The organism is Bradyrhizobium sp. 195 (assembly GCF_023101665.1).
Classification (GTDB): domain Bacteria; phylum Pseudomonadota; class Alphaproteobacteria; order Rhizobiales; family Xanthobacteraceae; genus Bradyrhizobium.
Map to the genome: position 1 here is coordinate 889,491 of NZ_CP082161.1, position 17,930 is coordinate 907,420.

A 17,930-nucleotide genomic window follows, 5' to 3' on the forward strand; every position below is an offset into this window, starting at 1 on the left:
CAAGACGGCAGATTGCAGCTGCGACAATCTGTCTCATCCCTTCCCGCGCGGGGCGAAGCAAGTCAACCGCTTTTGCCGCGGAAGCCGATGATTTTTCAGGCTTTATTTTGCGTTGCAGCGAGCATCCAGTCCCGGAATGCCACCAGTTTCGGCGCCTCGCGGCGGCCCTCGGGCGAGACCAGGTAGAAGCCGGCATCCGCCGGCAGCGCGATCTTGAACGGGACCACGAGGCGGCCCTTGGCGATGTCGTCCTGGACGTAGGACGTCCGCCCCATGGCAACCCCGATGCCGTCGATCGCGGCCTGGACGGTCATGAAGATCATGTCGAAGGTGATGCCAGGATGCCTGGCGATGTCGGCCGGCAGGCCCGCCGCCGTCAGCCATAGCCGCCAATCGTCGCTATTGGTGTTCGAGGTGTGCAGCAGCGGATGGTGTCTGAGGTCTTCAGGCCGGCGCAGCGGCTTGTCGCCGCGCAGCAGCGACGGGCTGCACACCGGAAACAACTCATCCGCCATTAGCCAATCGGCGCGCAGGCCGGGCCACTGGCCGCGGCCGTAGCGGATCGCGGCATCGACATTGTCGCGCTGGAAGTCGACGAGGGTGGCCGAGGTGGTGATGCGGACATCGATGCCCGGATGCTGCTCCTGGAAATCCGTCAGCCGCGGCAGCAGCCATTTTGCGGCGAGCGAGGCCAGGGTCGAGACGGTCAGCACCTTGTCATCGTCCTTGCGCAGCAACCGGTCGGTCGCAAGCCGGAGGTCGTTGAAGGCCGCGCGGACGCCCGGCAAATAGTCGCGCGCTTCCGGCGTCAGCGCCAGCGCGCGGTTCTGCCGGATGAACAGGCGGATGCCGAGCTCCTCCTCGAGCCGTCGGATCTGATGGCTGATCGCGGTCTGCGTCACATTCAATTCGGTGGCCGCCAGCGTGAAGCTGAGATGGCGCGCGGCGGCCTCGAACGCCCGCAATCCGTTCAGGGATGGCAATCTGGCAGTCATTTGGCAGCAGGATACATGACGTTATTTCATGCGAAAAGGTACAAATTGTCGTTTGTCGCAGCGCAACAGCAGGCAGATATTAGCGGTCAAGTTAGCTCCAGGAGCTGAAAATGTCTACTTTGACCCACAACTCGATGACAAATCATCATGCGCCAAACCTGTTTCAACAGGTCAGTGAGACGCTGCACGTCTGGCACGAGCGCTATCGCAACAGGCGCGAGCTCACCCAATGGACGGCGCGCGATCTCCAGGACGTCGGACTGTCCTGGAGCGATATCGCCTCCGAGGCCGACAAGCCCTTCTGGCGGGCCTGATTGGCCGCCAGGCCGGCGCCGCCTGAAGACAGGGGCGCCGGCGGTCCCTTTTCCGTAGGGCATGTGTCATGAGCACCCTCCGCCTCGAAGACCTCCAGCGATATTCGGACACGCTGCGTACCCGGCATGGCGAGGCGCTCAACGTTCGCTTCGTCGAGCCGCGCGACGCCGACGAGCTTCAGCACTATTTTCGTTCGCTCTCGACCCGCTCGCGCTACAATCGCTTCTTCGGCGCGATCAGCGAGCTGCCAAACGGGCTGCTGCACGACTTCCTTGAAATTGGCGAGCGCGAACGTTTTACGGTGGTCGCGACCATGAGGGTCGACGGCTTCGAGACCATCGTCGCCGAGGCGCGCTACGCGCTGCACGCCGAAACCGCGACACTCGAATTCGGTCTGTCGGTCGATGATCGCTGGCAGGGCCACGGCATCGCCACCGCGCTGCTGAAGAACCTCGAATGCCGCGCCGCCGCGCTTGACGCCGCGCATATCTTTGGCGAGACGCTCCGCTCCAACGAAGCCATGCTCTCGCTCGCCCGCAAATCCGGTTTCGCCTTCGTCAATCATCCGGATGACTGGAAGCTGGTGCGCTTCGACAAGGAGATCGCGGTCGCACCGAAAGACATTCCCTGCGCGAGCTGGCGCCTCGCCGCCCTTTCCCGTCAGGCCGATAGCCCCTCAGCCTCGGTCTGACATCACTGCAAGCCCGGCTCTGGTGAAACAGCGCCGGGCTTTTTTTTGCTTCCGTCATCCTGAGGCGCTCGCTCTGCGGCTGCCCGCAGAGCGAGCCTCGAAGGATGAACGGCCCCGCTGCTTTCCTAGCGTTCGATTCCTCCGGGCAACAGTCGGGCCGTCGCCCTTCGAGGGCCGCTGAAGAAGCGGCCGCCTCAGGGTGACGGTCAGGGATTTTCGAACCGGCTACTTCCCCGTGAACACCGCTTTCCGCTTCTCGATGAACGCCTGCACCGCCTCCTTGTGATCGGCGGTCGTGGTCAGGCGGATCAACCGTTCGGCCTCGTGGTCGCGCGCTGTCTCGAAGTCGAACAGTACGGCCTCGTCGAGATTGTCCTTCATGTAGCGCAGCGCCAGGCGTGGGCCTTCAGCGAGCGACTTTGCCAGCGCAAAGGCCTCGGCTTGAAGTCTGTCATCGGGCACGACGCGATTGACGAGGCCGATCGCCTCGCAGCGCGCGGCGTCGACCCGATCGCCAGTGAACATCAATTCGCGCGCTCGCGCGGTGCCGACCAGCCGCGTCAACAGCCAGGCGATGCCGTAATCGCCGCTGAGCGCGATGCGCGCATAGCCGGTGGCGACGAAGGCGGATTGCGCGGCAATGCGGATATCGCAGGCCATTGCGATGGCGAGCCCGGCGCCGGCCGCGGGGCCGGGCAGCGCGGCGATGGTCGGCTTGCGCAACGACACCAGCGCGCCGGTCAGCAGCCGTTGCCGCTCCTGGAGATCGGCGACTTTCTCGTCAAAGGGCATCTCGAGCTTCGCCTTGTCGCGATGCGCGCCCATGCCCTTGACGTTGCCGCCGGCGCAGAAGGCCTCGCCCGCGCCGGTCAGCAGCAGCGCGCCGACATCGGGATTCTCGCCGCAGCTTCGGATCATCGTGCGCAGCGCCGGGGTCAGCGCGTCCGAAAGCGAATTGCGCGCCTCCGGCCGGTTCAGCGTGATCACCGCGACGCGGTCGCGGATGACGCAGAGGAGTTCGTTGGTGCCGGTGTCGATGGTGATTTCGCTGCTCATTATTCCTCCCTGCTCTCGTAGGGTGGGCAAAGCGAAGCGTGCCCACCATTTGTTGTTTCGTCATTTGCGGTGGGCACGGCGCCATGCGCCTTTGCCCACCCTACGGCATCTCGGCTTCAAAACTTCTCCACCCAGGGCCGTAGCTCAAGCTCCCAGCTCCAGGCGCTGCGCGGCTGCTGCAGCACGTTCCAGTAGCTCTGCGCGATCGCGTCGGGATCGAGCATCGAATCCGGCTTGTCATCCGGCTCGGTCCGCGCTGCGCTGCGGATGCCGCCGTCGATCACGAAATGCGCGACATGGATGCCTTGCGGCGACAGCTCGCGCGCGAGGCTCTGGGCGAGCCCACGCAACGCGAACTTGCCCATCGCGAACGAGGCGGATTGTGCATAGCCCTTGACGCTGGCGGAGGCGCCGGTGAACAGGATCGCGCCATGCTTGTTCGGCAGCATGCGCCTGGCCGCCTGCTGCGCCACCAGGAAGCCGCCATAGGCGCTGACCGCGATCGCCTGCGCGACATCGGCCGGGACGAGATCCACGATCGGCCCACGGGCGCGGCCGCTGGCATTGTAGACGACGAGATCGGGCGTACCGATCTCGCGCTCGACGAGGCCGAACAGGCGTTCGACCTCCTCGGGCTCCGTCGCGTTGCAGGCATAGGCTTTCGCTCCGGTCTCGCTGCAGAGCGCGCCAAGCTTCTCGATCTTTCGGGCGGCCAGCGCAATGCGAATGCCTTGCGCGGCCAGCAAGCGCGCCAGCGAGGCGCTCAGTCCTTCGCCGGCACCGACGATGAGAGCGATCTTGTATTTCGGATGTTCCATGGCGTGATCTCTTAGGACAGGGAGACGCTGATCTAGGCATGGGCCGCGCGAACAACCAGCCGGCGCGGTCACAATTCCGCAGGGCGAGTTGCTCCCTCACGGCGATCATGCCGCCCTGACAATTTGCGGCTTTATCGCGATCCGCGGCTGGAGCATGATCGACATCATCCAAAGCGGCAAGCGCCAAATCAGCGCAAAATGTCCGCATGGCGGAAACGATAGAGGACGATCATGCACAAGCCGGTCACAGCACAGCCGAAAAACGCCGCGGCCGAGCAACCCGGCCTGCTGGCGCCCGATACAACTGGCATGAATTTCTACCGCGCCGATCCGGCGCTCACCGACCTCTTGCGCATCCATCTGCCGGACACGCTGTTCCGTCACATCGAGCCGCATCTCGACCGTCTCGGTGAGCTCGCCGGTGGCCGTCTCGACGAGTGCGCGCGCCTCGCCGACCGCCACACGCCGTTGCTGCATCAGCGCGACAAGTTCGGCCGCGACGTGCAGTGGATCGAATATCACCCGGCCTATCGCGAGCTGGAGAATGCAGCGTTCGGGGAATTCGGCATCCATGCGCTCTCGCTCCGCAAGGGCATCATGGGCTGGCCGGACAAATACCCTGTCGTGGCCAAGCACGCCTTCACCTTCCTGTTCAACCAGACCGAATTCGGCATGGGCTGTCCGATCAACGTCACCGACGGCTGTGCCAAGCTGCTGGCGAATTTCGGCAGCGAGGCGCTGAAGGCGAAATATCTCGACGGCCTGACCTCGACCGACATGAGCAGGCTGACGCAGGGCGGCCAGTTCATGACCGAGAAAGAGGGCGGCTCCGATGTCGGCACGTTGACCACGCGGGCGGTGCAGGAGGGCGACCATTGGCGGCTCACTGGCGAAAAATGGTTCTGCTCGAATGCCGACGCCAAGGTGGTGATGCTGCTGGCGCGCCCCGAAGGTGCCGGCCCCGGCACGCGCGGCGTCGGCCTGTTCCTGATGCCGCGCTTCCTCGACGACGGCTCGCAGAACCACTACCGGATCGTCCGGCTCAAGGACAAGCTCGGCACCCGCTCGATGGCATCGGGTGAGATCAAGCTCGAAGGCGCGATCGCGTACGCGGTCGGCAAGCTCGACCGCGGTTTTGTGCAGATGGCCGAGATGGTGAATTCGTCCCGGCTGTCCAACGGCGTCAAGTCCACCGCCCTGATGCGCCGCGCCTATCATGACGCGATGACGGTCGCGACCAACCGCGTCGTGTTCGGCCAGCGCATCATCGACCTGCCGCTCGGCCGACGACAGATGCTGAAAATCATGCTGCCGGTCGAGCAGGCACTGTCGATGAGCTTCCTCACTGCCGACGCACTCGACCGCGCCGAGGCCGGCAGCCAGGATGCGGCAGCACTGCTGCGTATCCTGACCCCGACGCTGAAATTCCGCGCCACGCGCGATGCGCGAAAAGTCTGCGGCGATGCGCTCGAGATGCGCGGCGGCATCGGCTATATCGAGGAGTTCGCCACCGCCCGCCTGCTGCGCGATGCCCATCTCGGCTCGGTCTGGGAAGGCACCGGCAACATCGTGGCCATCGACGCGCTGCGGCGCGCGGTCGGACGCCACGGCGCCGAATCCGCGCTCGCGGCTGATCTGCACGCCCGGCTCGACGACAGCGCCACGGTGCCGCAGGCTTGGCGCGACCGCTTGCGCGGTCTCGTCGATCGCGCTGTCGGCTTCGCACGCGAAGTGGCAGGAAAGGCCGAAAACGAATCCGATGCGCGGCGCGCCACCAGCCTGCTCTATCATGTCGCAAGCGCCGTCGCGCTCGCCTGGGAGGCGCACCGTATCCACGAGACGCGCGGCGATGCGCGCCGGCTGCTGTTGTCGCGGCTCGTGATCGATCATCGAGTGTCGGCGAGCGATCCGTTCCGGCTCGCGGAAAATGCGGCGCAAGCCAAGATCGCCGCGCTGCTGCTCAGCGATCGCGCCGCAGGCATGAGCGAGGTTGGCGAACTGATTGTGGCGGCGTAGGCTGCTTCCACGCTCAAACCAAAGAAACGCGATAGGGAGTGCTCGATGAAGGCCGCCGTCCTCTATGAAGTCAACCAGCCGCTGGTCATCGAGGATGTCAGCCTGCCGAAGCCGGGGCCGCGCGAAGTGCTGATCCGCACGGCGGTCGCCGGTCTCTGTCATTCCGACCTGCACTTCATGGAAGGCCTCTATCCGCATCCGCTGCCAGCGGTCCTCGGCCACGAATCCGCCGGCGTCGTCGAGCAGGTCGGTTCCGACGTCACTTACGTCAAGCCGGGCGATCACGTCGTCACCTGCCTGTCGGTGTTTTGCGGCACCTGCGACAACTGCACCACGGGCCGCACCGTACTCTGCACCGACACCACGGTTAAGCTGCTGCCGGGCGCCTCCAACCGGATGCAATGGTCGAAGCCGGAGAAGCTGCACCAGTTCCTCAATCTCTCGTCCTTTGCCGAGCAGATGCTCGTGCACGAGAACGCGATCGTCAAAATCCGGAAAGAAATGCCGCTCGATCTCGCCGCGCTGATCGGCTGCGGCGTCATCACCGGCTACGGCGCGGTGGTGAACACGGCGAAAGTGACGGCGGGCGAGACCGTTGCGGTGATCGGCTGCGGCGGCGTCGGCATGGCCGCGATCAACGGCGCGCAGATCGCCGGCGCTGGCCGCATCATCGCCATCGACACCAATCCCGCAAAGCTCCAGCTCGCGACCAAGCTGGGTGCCACCGACATCATCAATCCCGCCGATGGCGACGTCGTCAAGCAGGTGCGCGACCTCACCAATGGCGGCGTGCATCATTCCTTCGAGGTGCTCGGCCGCAAGGAGACCGCGGAGCAGGCGTTTGGCATGCTCGCCTCCGGCGGCACCGCCACCATCGTCGGCATGATCCCGTTCGGCCAGAAGATCGAGCTGCACGGCTTCGACTTCCTGCGCGAGCGCAAAATCCAGGGCTCCTCGATGGGTTCCAACCACTTTCGCGTGGACATGCCGCGGCTGGTCGATTTCTACCTGCGGGGACGGCTGCACCTGGAAGACTGGATCTCGGCCAAGCTGAAGCTGAGCGAGATCAACGAGGGCTTTGCCAACATGAAGGCCGGCAAGACGCTGCGCAGCGTGATCATGTTTGATAGCTGAGCGCCAGCGCTCGCCAGCGTCGCTCCAAATTCGGTGTCATCGCCCGGCTCGACCGGGCGATCCAGTACGCCGTGGCGGAGATTGTGTGGACCAATGACGGCCGCGGAGTACTGGATGCCCCGGTCAAGCCGGGGCATGACAGTGGAGTATGAGGATGGCCTACCACCTCACCGCGACACGTGCGCCGACACCGCGAGCCATCTGCCGTTCCTCTTCGCCCAGCAATCGGTATATCGCCCGGTCGCCTGCTGTCCGTCCGCCGTGGTGTAGCTCGTCGCGGCATGAATGATGGCGAAATCGCCCATGATGCGGACGATGACGTCATATGCATGCAAATTGCGGATCGCGATCGGCCGCGCGGTCTGCTCCAGGAAGGCTGCGCGGTCGACCAGCGTCTTGTCGGGATTGGAGCAGTAAAACTCCGGCGCCAGGATCTCGTCGAAGCGCTTGACGTCGCAGTTCTGCACGGAGGCGACATAGTCGCGATTGAGCGCGGTGAGCTGTTCGAGGTCGTTGCCCATAATGTTTCCTTCTTTCCGCCATTCGGACGCGCAGGGCGCGAACCCGGAATCTCGAAATTGTTTTGCTCCGTCATTGCGAGGAGCCCTTGCGACGAAGCAATCCAGAATCGTTCCGCGGTGACAGTCTGGATTGCTTCGCTGCGCGCGCAATGACGCGCGATGAATGCTAGTCGGCAAACATCTTCGGCGGCACGAACCCGCCGAATTCACGCTCGATCAGTTCGGCGAGCTTGAGCGGCGTGCGATCCTCCAGCCACGGGCCGACGATCTGCACGCCGACCGGCAGGCCGTCCTTCGACAGACCGAGCGGGACAGCCGTCGCAGGCAGGCCCGGCAACGTCGCAATGCCCGGCCAGGCGAGCTGATCGGAATAGGGATAGTCCTTGCCGTCGATGCTGATACGCCGCAGGCTCTGGTCCGGCGAATGGTCATGCGGAAAGGCCGGCGTCGGCATGATCGGGCAGATTACCGCATCGAAGCTCCTGAACAGCGCGCGCCATTGCGCACGCAGACCGGCGCGGGCGCCGGCATCGAGCACCCAGGCGCGGTGGCCTGCGGTGATCCCGCGCAATCGCTCCGCGCCGAGGCTGCGATCGCCAGGCGAAAGCTGGCTCGCGCTGGCTTGCGCGTCCGCAAACTCCTCCGGCGGGAAGAATGCGCCGAGAAAGCTCAGCAGCATGCGCATGTAGAGCCGCGACGTCTCCGCGAAGTCCGGGAGCTGGCGGCTCTCGCGGGCGATCGTCACGCCGGCCTTCGACAGATCGGTGGCGAGCCTGTCGATCGCGCCGCGGACATCCTGGTCGGCCGGCAGCAGCGCATGGCTGTCGATCACCAGGACACGAAAGTCCCGCAACGATTGATGCCGTGCAACGGGCAAGTCGAGCTTGTAGCCGACACCGGCGTCCAGGGGATCCGGTCCGGCCATGACATCGAGCAGCAAGGAAAGATCTGCTGCCGTGCGTGCCATCGGACCGATGACGGCGAGGTCGCCCTCACGCGGAATGGCCGGAAACGGCGGCGGGGTCTCGCCGCGCGCCGGACAGAGATTGAGGGTCGGCTTGTGGGCGAAGATGCCGCAATGAAAAGCCGGCACACGCAAGGAACCGCCGATGTCGGAGCCGGTCGCGAGCGCGCAATAGCCCGCGGCGAGGGCTGCCGACGATCCTCCGGAGGATCCACCCGGTGTGCGGCCGAGATCATAGGGGTTGTTCGTGGTGCCGTAGATGTCGTTGTAGCTCTGCCAATCGCCGAGGCCGACCGGCACGTTGGTCTTGCCGAGGATCACCCCGCCGGCCTGTTTGATGCGCGTCACCGCCAGGGCGTCTTCGGCCGGCTTGAATTCCTTCTGTGGCACGAATCCCCAGGTCGTCGGCAGCCCGGCAATGTTGAAGGATTCCTTGATCGTCACGGGCAGGCCGAGCAGCGGCTTGCGCTCGCCGCGGGCCAATGCGGCGTCCGCCTCGCGCGCGGCGCCGAGCGCGCGATCGAAATCCCGGACGCAGATCGCGTTGATCTTGCCGTCGTGACGCTCGATACGGGCGATCGCGTCATGCGTGAGCTCGACCGCCGAGACCTTCTTTGCGCTCAATGCGGCCGATAGCTCGACCGCGCTCTTGAAACTCCATTCCGATTTGGCCACGGCGCGCCTCCCGCTCCGGTTGTTCAGACGATGATGCGCAGTTTGGCCGAGCCCCGCAACAATTGTTTGATCGCGATTGCTGTGCCACCGAGGGCGAAGCTGCTACGCCGCCCCGATCAACACGCCCACCGCCAGCACGATGGCGCCGCCGAGCACGATCTGGAACACCGCCTGGAGGAACGGCGTGTCCATGTAGCGCGAGCGGATGAAGGCGATCGCCCACAATTCGAAGAACACCACGACGCAAGCGATGGCCGTTGCGATCCAGAACGCATTGGCCCAGCTATCCGGCACGAGATAGGGCGCGGTGTGGCCGAGCCCGCCGAGCGTCGTCATCGCGCCGCAGGTGACGCCGCGCAGCCAAGGCGAGCCGCGTCCCGTCAGCGAACCGTCGTCGGACAGTGCTTCCGCAAAGCCCATGCTGATGCCGGCGCCGATCGAGGCGGCAAGGCCGACGAGGAACGTCTGCCAGTTCTGGTGGGTGGCGAAGGCCGCCGCAAACAGCGGCGCCAGCGTCGAGACCGAGCCGTCCATCAAGCCTGCGAGGCCCGGCTGCACATACTGCAGCACGAACATGCGACGGTTGGTGCGATCCTCCTCGGCGCGGACGTCGGAATTCAGGATCTCGCCCGTCAGCTTTGCGGCGGTCTCTTCGTGACCTTTCTCGGCTTCGGCGAGATCGCCGAGCAGGCGGCGCACGCCGACGTCCTGGGACTGTTCGGCGGCCTTCACGTAGAAGCGCTCCGCCTGCATCTCCATGGTCTCGACTTCCCTGCGGATGGCATCGAGCGACAGGTTCTTGGTGAGCCAGACCGGGCGGCGGCGCAGAAATCCCTTGACGTCCTCGCGGCGGATTGGCGGCAGATGCGGGCCGAAGCGCTGCTCATACAATTCCAGCAACATGTGCCGGTGGCCGCGCTCCTCCTCGGCCATCTGCTCGAACAGCTTGGCCGAGTCCGGATAGCGCTCCTTCAAGTCTTCGGCGAAGGTCATGTAAATGCGGCTGTCCTCCTCTTCGGAGGAAATCGCGACCGCAAGCACCTCACGCTCGGTCAGATCGGCAAAATTCTTCACGGCGGCCCTACATCGAGTTTAGAATTATTCTAAATTATATAGGGCGACGCGGTTCCCGGGTCAAATCAGGCCGTGCGAGTCTTGGCAAGGAATTCCAGCAGCCGCCGGCTCACCTCAGCGGGTTGCTCCTGCTGGACCCAATGGCCGGCGCCGTCGATGAGATGGCAGCCGAGCATCTGCGTGCATGCGCGCGCCTGCATCGTCTCGAACACGCCCGGACGCTGATAAGTGCCCCAATCCTGCATGCCCGAGATGAAGCATGAGGGCACGTCGATGCTGCGGCCGGCGAACAATTGCAGTTCGGCGTAGAAAGCGCCTGACGTGCCGCAGCGATACCATTGCAGGCCGCCCTGGAATCCGGTGCGGCCATATTCGGCGCTGTAGTAGGCGAGCTCGCGGTCCGGCAGCCAACGGTTGGCTGCGATCGCGGCCGGCGACGGCATTTCCTTGGCGACCGTCTGCGCCATCGTTTCATTCAGGTCCATCACATAGTAGGTCGGCAGCTTTGTCAGCTCATTCGTCGACCACGATGCCAGCGGAGTGGGCTTGTTGTCCGCCCAGTCCGCGCTTTTGTGATGATAATAGGCGCGCAGGAAATCATGCAGGCCCTGTGGCGCGCGGTGCATGTCGGCGTTCGCCGCGCGCGTCGAGTAGTACCATTGGTAATGTTTTCGCGGCCGCGGCAGCGCGGCGAGCTCGTGATGGACGGGGTCTTCGGCGGGAGGCTTTACCGGCCTGTCGACCGTGCCAAACGGCAGCGGTGGAGGTCCGCCGAACGGTGCGCTCATCATCGTCACTGAACGAAACACGTCAGGCCGTATCAAGGCGCACCAGGCCGCAACGGGGCTGCCGAAATCATGCCCGACGACATCGACCTGCCTGTAACCGAACGCCGATACCAAGGCGAGCGCATCGCGCACCAGGCTGAAGAGCGAGAACGGCGCGAGATCGCCGTCGTAGTCCGCGGTCCATCCCGTGGTGCGGCCATAGCCGCGCTGGTCCGGCGCGATCACGTGGTAACCGGCCGCAGCGAGCGTGGGCATCACCTTACGCCAGGAGAAGGCCAGCTCGGGAAAGCCATGCAGCAGCAGGATGCAGGGCCGGCCCGGGGTCTCGAAGCCGGCCTCCAGCACATGCATGCGCAAGCCGTTGATGCCGTCGACATAGCGCGATCGGATGCCGGCGGGGAGGGGAATGTCGGGGAGCGATCTCATGGTGTTCTCCACACGGGCAGTATCGTAGGGCGGGCAAAGGCGCACAAAGCGCCGTGCCCATCAATCTCGTGCAACAGCCCGGGATGGTGGGCACGCTTCCGCCTTCGCTCTTCGAGCTACGGCGGACAAGTCGCTTTGCCCACCCTACGGGTACGGTGTCTTGGTCACACCGCCGCGCAGACGAAGCCGCTGCCCTTGCGCTTGATCTTTCCGACCGACGGCGAGGGGAAATGCGCTGTGCAGCACAGCGTGTCTGTGTCGCAATAGCGTTCGAGAAAACCGCGGCGCGTTTTCGCCGCCGCCACAGGATCGACGTCGAACTTGATCGACAGCTCCGGGTAGAGCGTCTGCAGCGGCGAGTGCATGAGATCGCCCGAGAACACGGCATCGTCCTTGCCGCGGCCCATCGTGATGGCGATATGGCCGGGCGTGTGGCCCGGCGTCGGCAGGATGCGGACGTGGTCGCCGATCTGGTGGTCGTTGCCGACGAGCTCGTGACGTTTCGCCTCGACCACCGGCAGCACGCTGTCGGCGAAGGGCGGGATCTCCGTCTTCGCGTTCTGCGCAGACCAGTGGTCGAATTCCTGCCTGGCAAAGACGTAGCGCGCCTTTGGGAAAGTCGGGACCCAGCGGCCGTTCTCCAGCCGCGTGTTCCAGCCGACGTGGTCGACATGCAGATGCGTGCACATCACGAAGTCGATGTCGTCGACCGAGAAACCGGCGGCACCGAGGGCACGCAGATAGGTGTCGTCCGTCTTCATGTTCCATTTCGGCCGCTGCGGCCTCGGCTTGTCGTTCCCGATGCAGCTGTCGATCAGGATGGTGTGGTGCGGCGTCTTCACCACATAGGACTGGAAGCACAGCAGCAGCACATCCTGCTCGTCCAGCGCCTTCGCTTCGCGCATCCATGCGCGGTTCTCGGCCAGCACGTCGCTCGTCAGTGCCGGCAGCATCTCCAGCGCCGGGACGAACGAGGTTTCCTGCTCGATGACGCGATGGATGGTGAGATCGGCGACTGCGTATTTCAGGCTCATGAGAACTCCCGCTTATGCGGCCGGCGGCACCGAGATCTTGACCGAGGGCCGCTCCAGCATCTTCTGGTGGAATGCGTCGAGCTTCGGATAGGCCTTGCGCCATCCGCAATCGGCGAAGCGGAAGTCGGCATAGCCGAGCACGCAAACGAGACCGATCTGCGAGATGTCGAACGGGCCGTTCAGCACCTCCGGCATGTTCTCGAACCGCGCCATGCCGGTCCAGGCCCGGTTCCAATGGTCGTCCGACCATGCCTGCCATTGCAGGCCCTGCGGCCGCACCATCTTCTCGTAGCGGCAGAGCAGCATGGAATCGAGCATGCCGTTGATCAGGGAGTGATTGGTCTTCGCCTTCCAGCGCCGCGGGCCGTAATCCGGGATCAGGCTGCCGCCGGCGATCTCGTTGAGATATTCGACGATGACATAGGAGTCCAAAATGACGTCGCCGTCGTTGGTGATCAACACCGGCAGCTTCTTTAGCGGCGAGAGCTTCGAATAGTCCTCATTGGCCGTCCCCGGCGCGACGGTTGCCGGCGTCAGCTCGATCTTGTCGATCAGCCCGAGTTCGATCGCGGCGATGCGCACCTTGCGGGCGAACGGCGAGGCGGGGGAGAAGGTGAGTTTCATGGATGTGTCCCAAATGAAGCAATCCAGAGTGTCACCGCGGAGGGATTCTGGATTGCTTCGCTTCGCTCGCAATGACGGGGAAAGGCCGGAGACCTTACGCCGCCACGATCTCCTGGCGCTGTTCGCCGAGACCCTCGATGCCGAGGCTGACGACGTCGCCGACATTGAGGAAGGTCGGCGGCTTCATGCCGAGGCCGACACCGGGGGGCGTGCCTGTCGTGATGACGTCGCCGGGCAGCAGCGTCATGAACTGCGAGACATAGGAGATGCACTTGGCCATCGAGAAGATCATGGTCTTGGTCGAGCCGGTCTGGCGGCGCTGGCCGTTGACGTCCAGCCACATCGACAGGTTCTGCACGTCCTTGATCTCGTCCTTGGTGGCGAGCCACGGTCCGAGCGGGCCGAACGTGTCGTGCGACTTGCCCTTGGTCCATTGTCCCAGGCGCTCGATCTGGAAGGCGCGCTCGGAGACGTCGTTGCAGACGCAGTAGCCGGCGACGTGGTTCAGCGCGTCGGCTTCCGAGACATATTTCGCACGGCTGCCGATGATCGCGGCGATCTCGACCTCCCAGTCGAGCTTGGTCGAGCCGCGCGGCTTCTCGACCGCGTCGTTCGGCCCTGACAGCGACGTGTTGGCCTTCATGAAGATGATCGGCTCGCTCGGGATATCGGCGCCGGTCTCCTTGGCATGGTCAGAGTAGTTGAGGCCGATCGCGACGAATTTCGAGATGCCGGTGACGGGGGCGCCGAAGCGCGGCTTGCCGGAGACCGCGGGCAGCGAGGCGGGATCGAGCGCCGCCAGCTTCTTCAGGCTCTCAGGCGAATAGGCCTCGCCGGTGAGGTCCTTCAGATGTGCCGACAGGTCGCGCAACTGGCCGGATTTGTCGATCAGGCCGGGCTTTTCCGCACCCTTCTCGCCATAGCGAACAAGCTTCATTTTCGTTTCTCCCTGGAAATGGACCGATCGGTTGACTAGCTTCATGGAACAGGGCGGCGGGAAATTCAACCGCCGAAAAGGGATGCATTGCAGCCCCCCGATTCAGTCGCTCGTAGGGTGGGCAAAGGCGCGAAGCGCCGTGCCCACCACTTTTCGCTACGGCGACAGCTCGTGGGCACGCTTCGCTTTGCCCACCCTACGATCCCAGCGCCACAAACCTGAACGCGTCTCCGTCCCGCCTGATATGCCCGGCCGAGAAATGGCCGCCGATCACCAGCGTCGGCGTGTCGGCAAAGCGGCCGAACAACTGGCGTCGCGTTTCGGCCGATTGCGCCTGGTCGGAATCCGCCGTCGAGGACCAGTCGAGATGCGCCATCTGGCAGGGGTGATGGGCGACGTCTCCGGTGAGCAGGCCCTGTTCGCCGTCCGATCGGATGAGGATGCTCATATGGCCGGGACCTGTGGCCCGGGGTCGGGATCATGCTGATCTCCTCGCAGAGCCGGGCGTCGCTCGGAATTAGATCAGCCCTGCCGGCATCGACGATCGGCTTGACGGAATCGTCAAACACGGCCCGCTTGTCCGGCTCGGTCGAATGCTCCAGCCAGTGCTTGTACTCGGTCTTGCCGAAGACGTAGCGCGCCCTGGGAAATGTCGGCACCCATTGGCCCTCGACCAGCTTCGTATTCCAGCCAACATGATCGACATGAAGATGCGTGCACAGCACCGTGTCGATGCTGTCGGGCGCAAAGCCTGCCGCCATCATCGCCGCAAGGAACGGCGTGGTGCGGTTGTTCCAGGTCGGAACGTTGCGGCCCCGCTTGTCGTTGCCAAGGCCGGTGTCGACCACGATGCGTTGCGAGGGCGTCTCCACCACGAGTGAATGGATCGACATTTTCAGCCGGCCCTCTTCGGTGGCGAAATGCGGGATCAGCCAAGGCAGCTTGCGAATTTCATCATTGTTCGCGAGCGGCAGGATGAAACGGGTCGAGCCGACCGTCTCCAACTCCACAATCCTGGTGATTTTGACCTGGCCGACTTTCCACTGCATGCGGCACCTTCCCATGTTGTTCTTTTTCGTGCCGAAACATGCGGTTTTCCGCCCTCAAGCGCAATGGATCATCTGACGCGATGCGGCGTTATCGCGGGAACCCTGGAGAGAGCCATGCCAGAGCTTACGATTTCCGCTGAGAAGGTCGCCTTCATCATCGAGAAGGCGCGCGAATTCGACGTCAAGGAGGGGGATTCCGATCCGGATTCCGGCTCGAACCCGTCCGATGACGATGCGGTTGACGTCCTCGCCGATGACGGCTCCGATCCTGTCGTCAACGAGCTCGGAAGTTTCATGATCGTCTTGAACGAGGACGAGCAGGTCGATCTCGTCGCGCTGACCTGGCTCGGTCGCGGCGATGGCACAATCGATGATTGGGACGATTTGCGCGCACGCGCGACCGAGGCGCGCACCGAGTATCGCAGCCCGCGCCGCGAAACGGTGCACTACCTGCTCGGCGAGCCGATGCTGGGCGATCTGCTCGCGGACGGGCTCGACGCATTCGGCATCGACTGGACCGACGAGCGCACGACGGCCGATTCCTCTGCTCCGAGCCAGCAGGACGAAGACGAGCCGACGAAGCAGCGGTGATCTTCAACGCGTTGCGCGCAGTACGAGCGGACAAGCTGTCTGCCAAAGGTCGTCATGCCCGGGCTTGTCCGGGCATGACGATGTGGGAGCTTCGGCGCCCCACAACTGCGGCTACAACGTGCCCGGGAACGCACCACCATCGAGCAGAATGTTTTGCCCGGTGATGAAGCCGGCCTTGGCGCCGCACAGGAAGGCGCAGGCATAGCCGAACTCGTCGGGCTGGCCGAAACGGCCGGCGGGGTTGAGCTTGGCGCGTTCGGTCAGGATCTGCTCCGCCGAGACGCCGCGCTTGTCGGCCTCGGCCTTGGCGGTGCCGGTCAGACGATCGGTCTCGAACGGGCCCGGCAGCAGGCCGTTGATGGTGACGTTGTTGATCACGGTCTTGCGCGACAGGCCGGCGATGAAACCGGTGAGCCCGGCGCGCGCTCCGTTGGAGAGGCCGAGGATGTCGATCGGCGCCTTCACCGCCGCCGACGTGATGTTGACGATGCGGCCGAACTTGCGCGCCATCATGCCGTCCACGGTCGCCTTGATCAGCTCGATCGGCGTGAGCATGTTGGCGTCGATCGCCTTGATCCAGTCGTCGCGGGTCCAGTTGCGGAAATCGCCGGGCGGCGGGCCGCCGGCATTGTTGATCAGGATGTCGGGCTCGGGGCACGCCTTCAGCACGGCTTCGCGGCCCGCCGGCGTCGTGATGTCGCCGACGATCTCGGTGACCGTCACGCCGGGATAGGCTTTCCGGATCTCATCGGCCGTTTTCTTCAGCGCCTCGGCGCCGCGCGCGGTCAGCGTGACGTGAACGCCGGCCTCCGCCAGCGAGATGGCGCAGGCGCGGCCGAGGCCTTTGCTGGATGCGCAGATGATGGCGCGGCGACCTTTGATCCCAAGATCCACTGTTTCACTCCCGTAATGTCAGGCAGGTTTTGGATAGCGGCACTCTAGCCAATCGTGGCGCCGCTGATAAGGGACGGGCTCGCACCAAAATGCATGCGCCGGGCGCTAGCGATGCAAATGCGCAGGCATGATCCGGACCCGAAGGGCGCGTTAGCGAAAAGTGTGCGGCGGTTTTCCCTCGCGACAAACGCGGAACGCGTTTGCGCGGAGATCATGCCCAAACAAAAGGGCGCGATCTTATCGCGCTTCAGATCCGCCGTTCCTGCTTGAGGCGGTCGATCGCGGAGGCTGCTTCCGGCGGCAGCGACTTGAAGCCCATCTGCCCTGCCGTCGAGAACAGCGGCCGCAGATGCGAGCCGGCGAGAAACGGCGGCTGGCGATTGGCTGGCACGATCTGGTCGAAGACCAGGACCAGCGTGGTGGCGACGAGCCCGACCCTGATGGCGCCGAGCGCGGCGCCGCCGAGCCGGTCGCCGATGCCGGCCTCGCCGATGGTGTCGTTCAGCGCGACGCGGCCGATATGCCCGAACAGCATGCCGACCACGACGAAGATGCCGAAGAACCAGATCCAGTTTTGCAGCTGCGGTGAATTCGGGTTGCCTGCAATTTGCGGCGCAATCAGCGGCATCAGCGCAACCGCGATCGGCGCGGCGAGCAGATAGGCGAGGATGGTCATGGCGCTGCGCAGCAGACCGGTCCTGAAACCGAATCCGACCGCGATGGCGAGCGCGGCATAGACAGCGAGATCGAAACTGTTCATCAGCAAACCCTGCCTCGATGGAACGAATGAACGCCGAACCGATCATTCGGTTTCAGATCGATAAAATCGTCTGTATTCGTGCTCCAAAGGCTCAGGGTTGCGTCCAGGACATCGTGAAGGAAATCGTCAAGTAAACGGTGATGCCAGACCTAGCCGGCGTCAGTAAAGAAACCATCCTTGCTGCGCGCCTCGAAGGCGTCGCGGCGGCTGATAGCCGATGCGGCCGTTCAATCCTTTCTGCGGCACAGTATCGAAGGCCCAGTTGGCCGCGCTGTATGGCAAAGCGAGTCCGAACGGCGTGATGATCCGCCAATTGTCGTTCCGTCCGCCCGCATCGAGCAGCGCGACCGACGTCGCCGCATCCTCCGACAACCGGCCCGCGACCGTGCAGCCGCCCGAGCCCGCGCCCACGACGACGAAATCGAATGTGTCAGCCAATGTTGTTTCCCCCTGCATTTTCTTTTCGTCATTGCGAGCGCAGCGAAGCAATCCGGAATCCGTCCGCGGTGACAGTTCGGATTGCTTCGCTGCGCTCGCAATGACGGTGGTCGACGATCTACGACATGAA

The 17,930-nt window shown here is 64.3% G+C and carries 17 protein-coding genes and 2 pseudogenes; 5 read left to right on the plus strand and 14 right to left on the minus strand.

The window, feature by feature from the left end; all coding sequences use genetic code 11:
* Positions 1 to 95 precede the first annotated feature (95 nt).
* A complete protein-coding gene (locus IVB26_RS04130) occupies positions 96 to 995 on the minus strand; it encodes a transcriptional regulator GcvA (protein WP_247970697.1) in 900 nt (299 codons plus the stop codon).
* A 110-nt stretch (positions 996 to 1,105) separates the two neighbouring features.
* Between IVB26_RS04130 and IVB26_RS04135 the strand changes: the two genes are divergently transcribed.
* On the plus strand, positions 1,106 to 1,309 hold the full coding sequence (locus tag IVB26_RS04135) for a DUF1127 domain-containing protein (RefSeq protein ID WP_247970698.1): 204 nt from the start codon (positions 1,106 to 1,108) through the stop codon (positions 1,307 to 1,309).
* Positions 1,310 to 1,377: 68 nt separating this feature from the next.
* A complete protein-coding gene (locus IVB26_RS04140) occupies positions 1,378 to 2,001 on the plus strand; it encodes a GNAT family N-acetyltransferase (protein ID WP_247970699.1) in 624 nt (207 codons plus the stop codon).
* A 225-nt stretch (positions 2,002 to 2,226) separates the two neighbouring features.
* Here IVB26_RS04140 and IVB26_RS04145 read toward each other — a convergent pair whose 3' ends face one another.
* Positions 2,227 to 3,057: an enoyl-CoA hydratase gene (locus IVB26_RS04145; protein WP_247970700.1), complete on the minus strand. Its 831-nt coding sequence runs from the start codon at positions 3,055 to 3,057 to the stop codon at positions 2,227 to 2,229.
* A gap of 116 nt (positions 3,058 to 3,173) precedes the next feature.
* Positions 3,174 to 3,875, minus strand: coding sequence for an SDR family oxidoreductase (locus tag IVB26_RS04150; RefSeq protein WP_247970701.1), 702 nt, complete (start codon positions 3,873 to 3,875; stop codon positions 3,174 to 3,176).
* 231 nt (positions 3,876 to 4,106) lie between these two features.
* Between IVB26_RS04150 and IVB26_RS04155 the strand changes: the two genes are divergently transcribed.
* Both IVB26_RS04155 and IVB26_RS04160 read left to right on the plus strand, forming a co-directional pair.
* Positions 4,107 to 5,891, plus strand: a complete 1,785-nt coding sequence (locus tag IVB26_RS04155; protein WP_247970702.1) for an acyl-CoA dehydrogenase family protein — start codon at positions 4,107 to 4,109, stop codon at positions 5,889 to 5,891.
* A gap of 45 nt (positions 5,892 to 5,936) precedes the next feature.
* Positions 5,937 to 7,025, plus strand: a complete 1,089-nt coding sequence (locus tag IVB26_RS04160) for a Zn-dependent alcohol dehydrogenase (protein WP_247970703.1) — start codon at positions 5,937 to 5,939, stop codon at positions 7,023 to 7,025.
* A gap of 167 nt (positions 7,026 to 7,192) precedes the next feature.
* Here IVB26_RS04160 and IVB26_RS04165 read toward each other — a convergent pair whose 3' ends face one another.
* The 8 genes and pseudogenes from IVB26_RS04165 to IVB26_RS04200 form a co-directional block, all read right to left on the minus strand.
* Positions 7,193 to 7,546 (minus strand): nuclear transport factor 2 family protein, encoded by a 354-nt coding sequence (locus tag IVB26_RS04165; protein ID WP_247970704.1) that lies wholly within the window; start codon positions 7,544 to 7,546, stop codon positions 7,193 to 7,195.
* Positions 7,547 to 7,712: 166 nt separating this feature from the next.
* The gene (locus tag IVB26_RS04170) at positions 7,713 to 9,185 is read right to left on the minus strand and encodes an amidase (RefSeq protein ID WP_247970705.1); all 1,473 of its coding nucleotides are present in this window, start codon (positions 9,183 to 9,185) and stop codon (positions 7,713 to 7,715) included.
* Between the two features lie 102 nt (positions 9,186 to 9,287).
* Positions 9,288 to 10,259: an iron exporter MbfA gene (mbfA, locus tag IVB26_RS04175; RefSeq protein ID WP_247970706.1), complete on the minus strand. Its 972-nt coding sequence runs from the start codon at positions 10,257 to 10,259 to the stop codon at positions 9,288 to 9,290.
* 65 nt (positions 10,260 to 10,324) lie between these two features.
* Complete coding sequence (locus IVB26_RS04180; protein ID WP_276578707.1) at positions 10,325 to 11,473, minus strand: alpha/beta hydrolase; 1,149 nt, start codon at positions 11,471 to 11,473, stop codon at positions 10,325 to 10,327.
* Positions 11,474 to 11,637: 164 nt separating this feature from the next.
* A complete protein-coding gene (locus tag IVB26_RS04185; RefSeq protein WP_247970707.1) occupies positions 11,638 to 12,507 on the minus strand; it encodes an MBL fold metallo-hydrolase in 870 nt (289 codons plus the stop codon).
* A gap of 12 nt (positions 12,508 to 12,519) precedes the next feature.
* Positions 12,520 to 13,131 carry a glutathione S-transferase family protein gene (locus IVB26_RS04190; RefSeq protein WP_247970708.1) on the minus strand — a complete coding sequence of 204 codons (612 nt, stop codon included), beginning with the start codon at positions 13,129 to 13,131 and terminating at the stop codon, positions 12,520 to 12,522.
* 94 nt (positions 13,132 to 13,225) lie between these two features.
* Positions 13,226 to 14,068: a fumarylacetoacetate hydrolase family protein gene (locus tag IVB26_RS04195; RefSeq protein ID WP_247970709.1), complete on the minus strand. Its 843-nt coding sequence runs from the start codon at positions 14,066 to 14,068 to the stop codon at positions 13,226 to 13,228.
* Between the two features lie 196 nt (positions 14,069 to 14,264).
* A pseudogene (locus IVB26_RS04200) lies at positions 14,265 to 15,117 on the minus strand (MBL fold metallo-hydrolase).
* A gap of 114 nt (positions 15,118 to 15,231) precedes the next feature.
* On the opposite strand from IVB26_RS04200, the gene IVB26_RS04205 reads away from it, so the two are divergent.
* Positions 15,232 to 15,708: a DUF3775 domain-containing protein gene (locus IVB26_RS04205; protein WP_247970710.1), complete on the plus strand. Its 477-nt coding sequence runs from the start codon at positions 15,232 to 15,234 to the stop codon at positions 15,706 to 15,708.
* Between the two features lie 111 nt (positions 15,709 to 15,819).
* Here IVB26_RS04205 and IVB26_RS04210 read toward each other — a convergent pair whose 3' ends face one another.
* The 3 genes and pseudogenes from IVB26_RS04210 to IVB26_RS04220 all read right to left on the minus strand — a co-directional run.
* Complete coding sequence (locus IVB26_RS04210; RefSeq protein WP_247970711.1) at positions 15,820 to 16,602, minus strand: SDR family oxidoreductase; 783 nt, start codon at positions 16,600 to 16,602, stop codon at positions 15,820 to 15,822.
* A gap of 247 nt (positions 16,603 to 16,849) precedes the next feature.
* Positions 16,850 to 17,362, minus strand: a complete 513-nt coding sequence (locus tag IVB26_RS04215; protein WP_247970712.1) for a CvpA family protein — start codon at positions 17,360 to 17,362, stop codon at positions 16,850 to 16,852.
* Between the two features lie 204 nt (positions 17,363 to 17,566).
* Positions 17,567 to 17,800, minus strand: a pseudogene (locus IVB26_RS04220) (glucose-methanol-choline oxidoreductase); the annotation flags it as partial.
* Positions 17,801 to 17,930 lie beyond the last annotated feature (130 nt).

Coding starts and splice junctions, on each gene's coding strand:
- IVB26_RS04130 (WP_247970697.1), bottom strand. CDS start 995: ATGACTGCCAGATTGCCATCCCTGAACGGATTGCGGGCGTTCGAGGCC.
- IVB26_RS04160 (WP_247970703.1), top strand. CDS start 5,937: ATGAAGGCCGCCGTCCTCTATGAAGTCAACCAGCCGCTGGTCATCGAG.
- IVB26_RS04215 (WP_247970712.1), bottom strand. CDS start 17,362: ATGAACAGTTTCGATCTCGCTGTCTATGCCGCGCTCGCCATCGCGGTC.
- IVB26_RS04205 (WP_247970710.1), top strand. CDS start 15,232: ATGCCAGAGCTTACGATTTCCGCTGAGAAGGTCGCCTTCATCATCGAG.
- IVB26_RS04165 (WP_247970704.1), bottom strand. CDS start 7,546: ATGGGCAACGACCTCGAACAGCTCACCGCGCTCAATCGCGACTATGTC.
- IVB26_RS04145 (WP_247970700.1), bottom strand. CDS start 3,057: ATGAGCAGCGAAATCACCATCGACACCGGCACCAACGAACTCCTCTGC.
- IVB26_RS04150 (WP_247970701.1), bottom strand. CDS start 3,875: ATGGAACATCCGAAATACAAGATCGCTCTCATCGTCGGTGCCGGCGAA.
- IVB26_RS04185 (WP_247970707.1), bottom strand. CDS start 12,507: ATGAGCCTGAAATACGCAGTCGCCGATCTCACCATCCATCGCGTCATC.
- IVB26_RS04180 (WP_276578707.1), bottom strand. CDS start 11,473: ATGAGATCGCTCCCCGACATTCCCCTCCCCGCCGGCATCCGATCGCGC.
- IVB26_RS04140 (WP_247970699.1), top strand. CDS start 1,378: ATGAGCACCCTCCGCCTCGAAGACCTCCAGCGATATTCGGACACGCTG.
- IVB26_RS04190 (WP_247970708.1), bottom strand. CDS start 13,131: ATGAAACTCACCTTCTCCCCCGCCTCGCCGTTCGCCCGCAAGGTGCGC.
- IVB26_RS04135 (WP_247970698.1), top strand. CDS start 1,106: ATGTCTACTTTGACCCACAACTCGATGACAAATCATCATGCGCCAAAC.
- IVB26_RS04155 (WP_247970702.1), top strand. CDS start 4,107: ATGCACAAGCCGGTCACAGCACAGCCGAAAAACGCCGCGGCCGAGCAA.
- IVB26_RS04195 (WP_247970709.1), bottom strand. CDS start 14,068: ATGAAGCTTGTTCGCTATGGCGAGAAGGGTGCGGAAAAGCCCGGCCTG.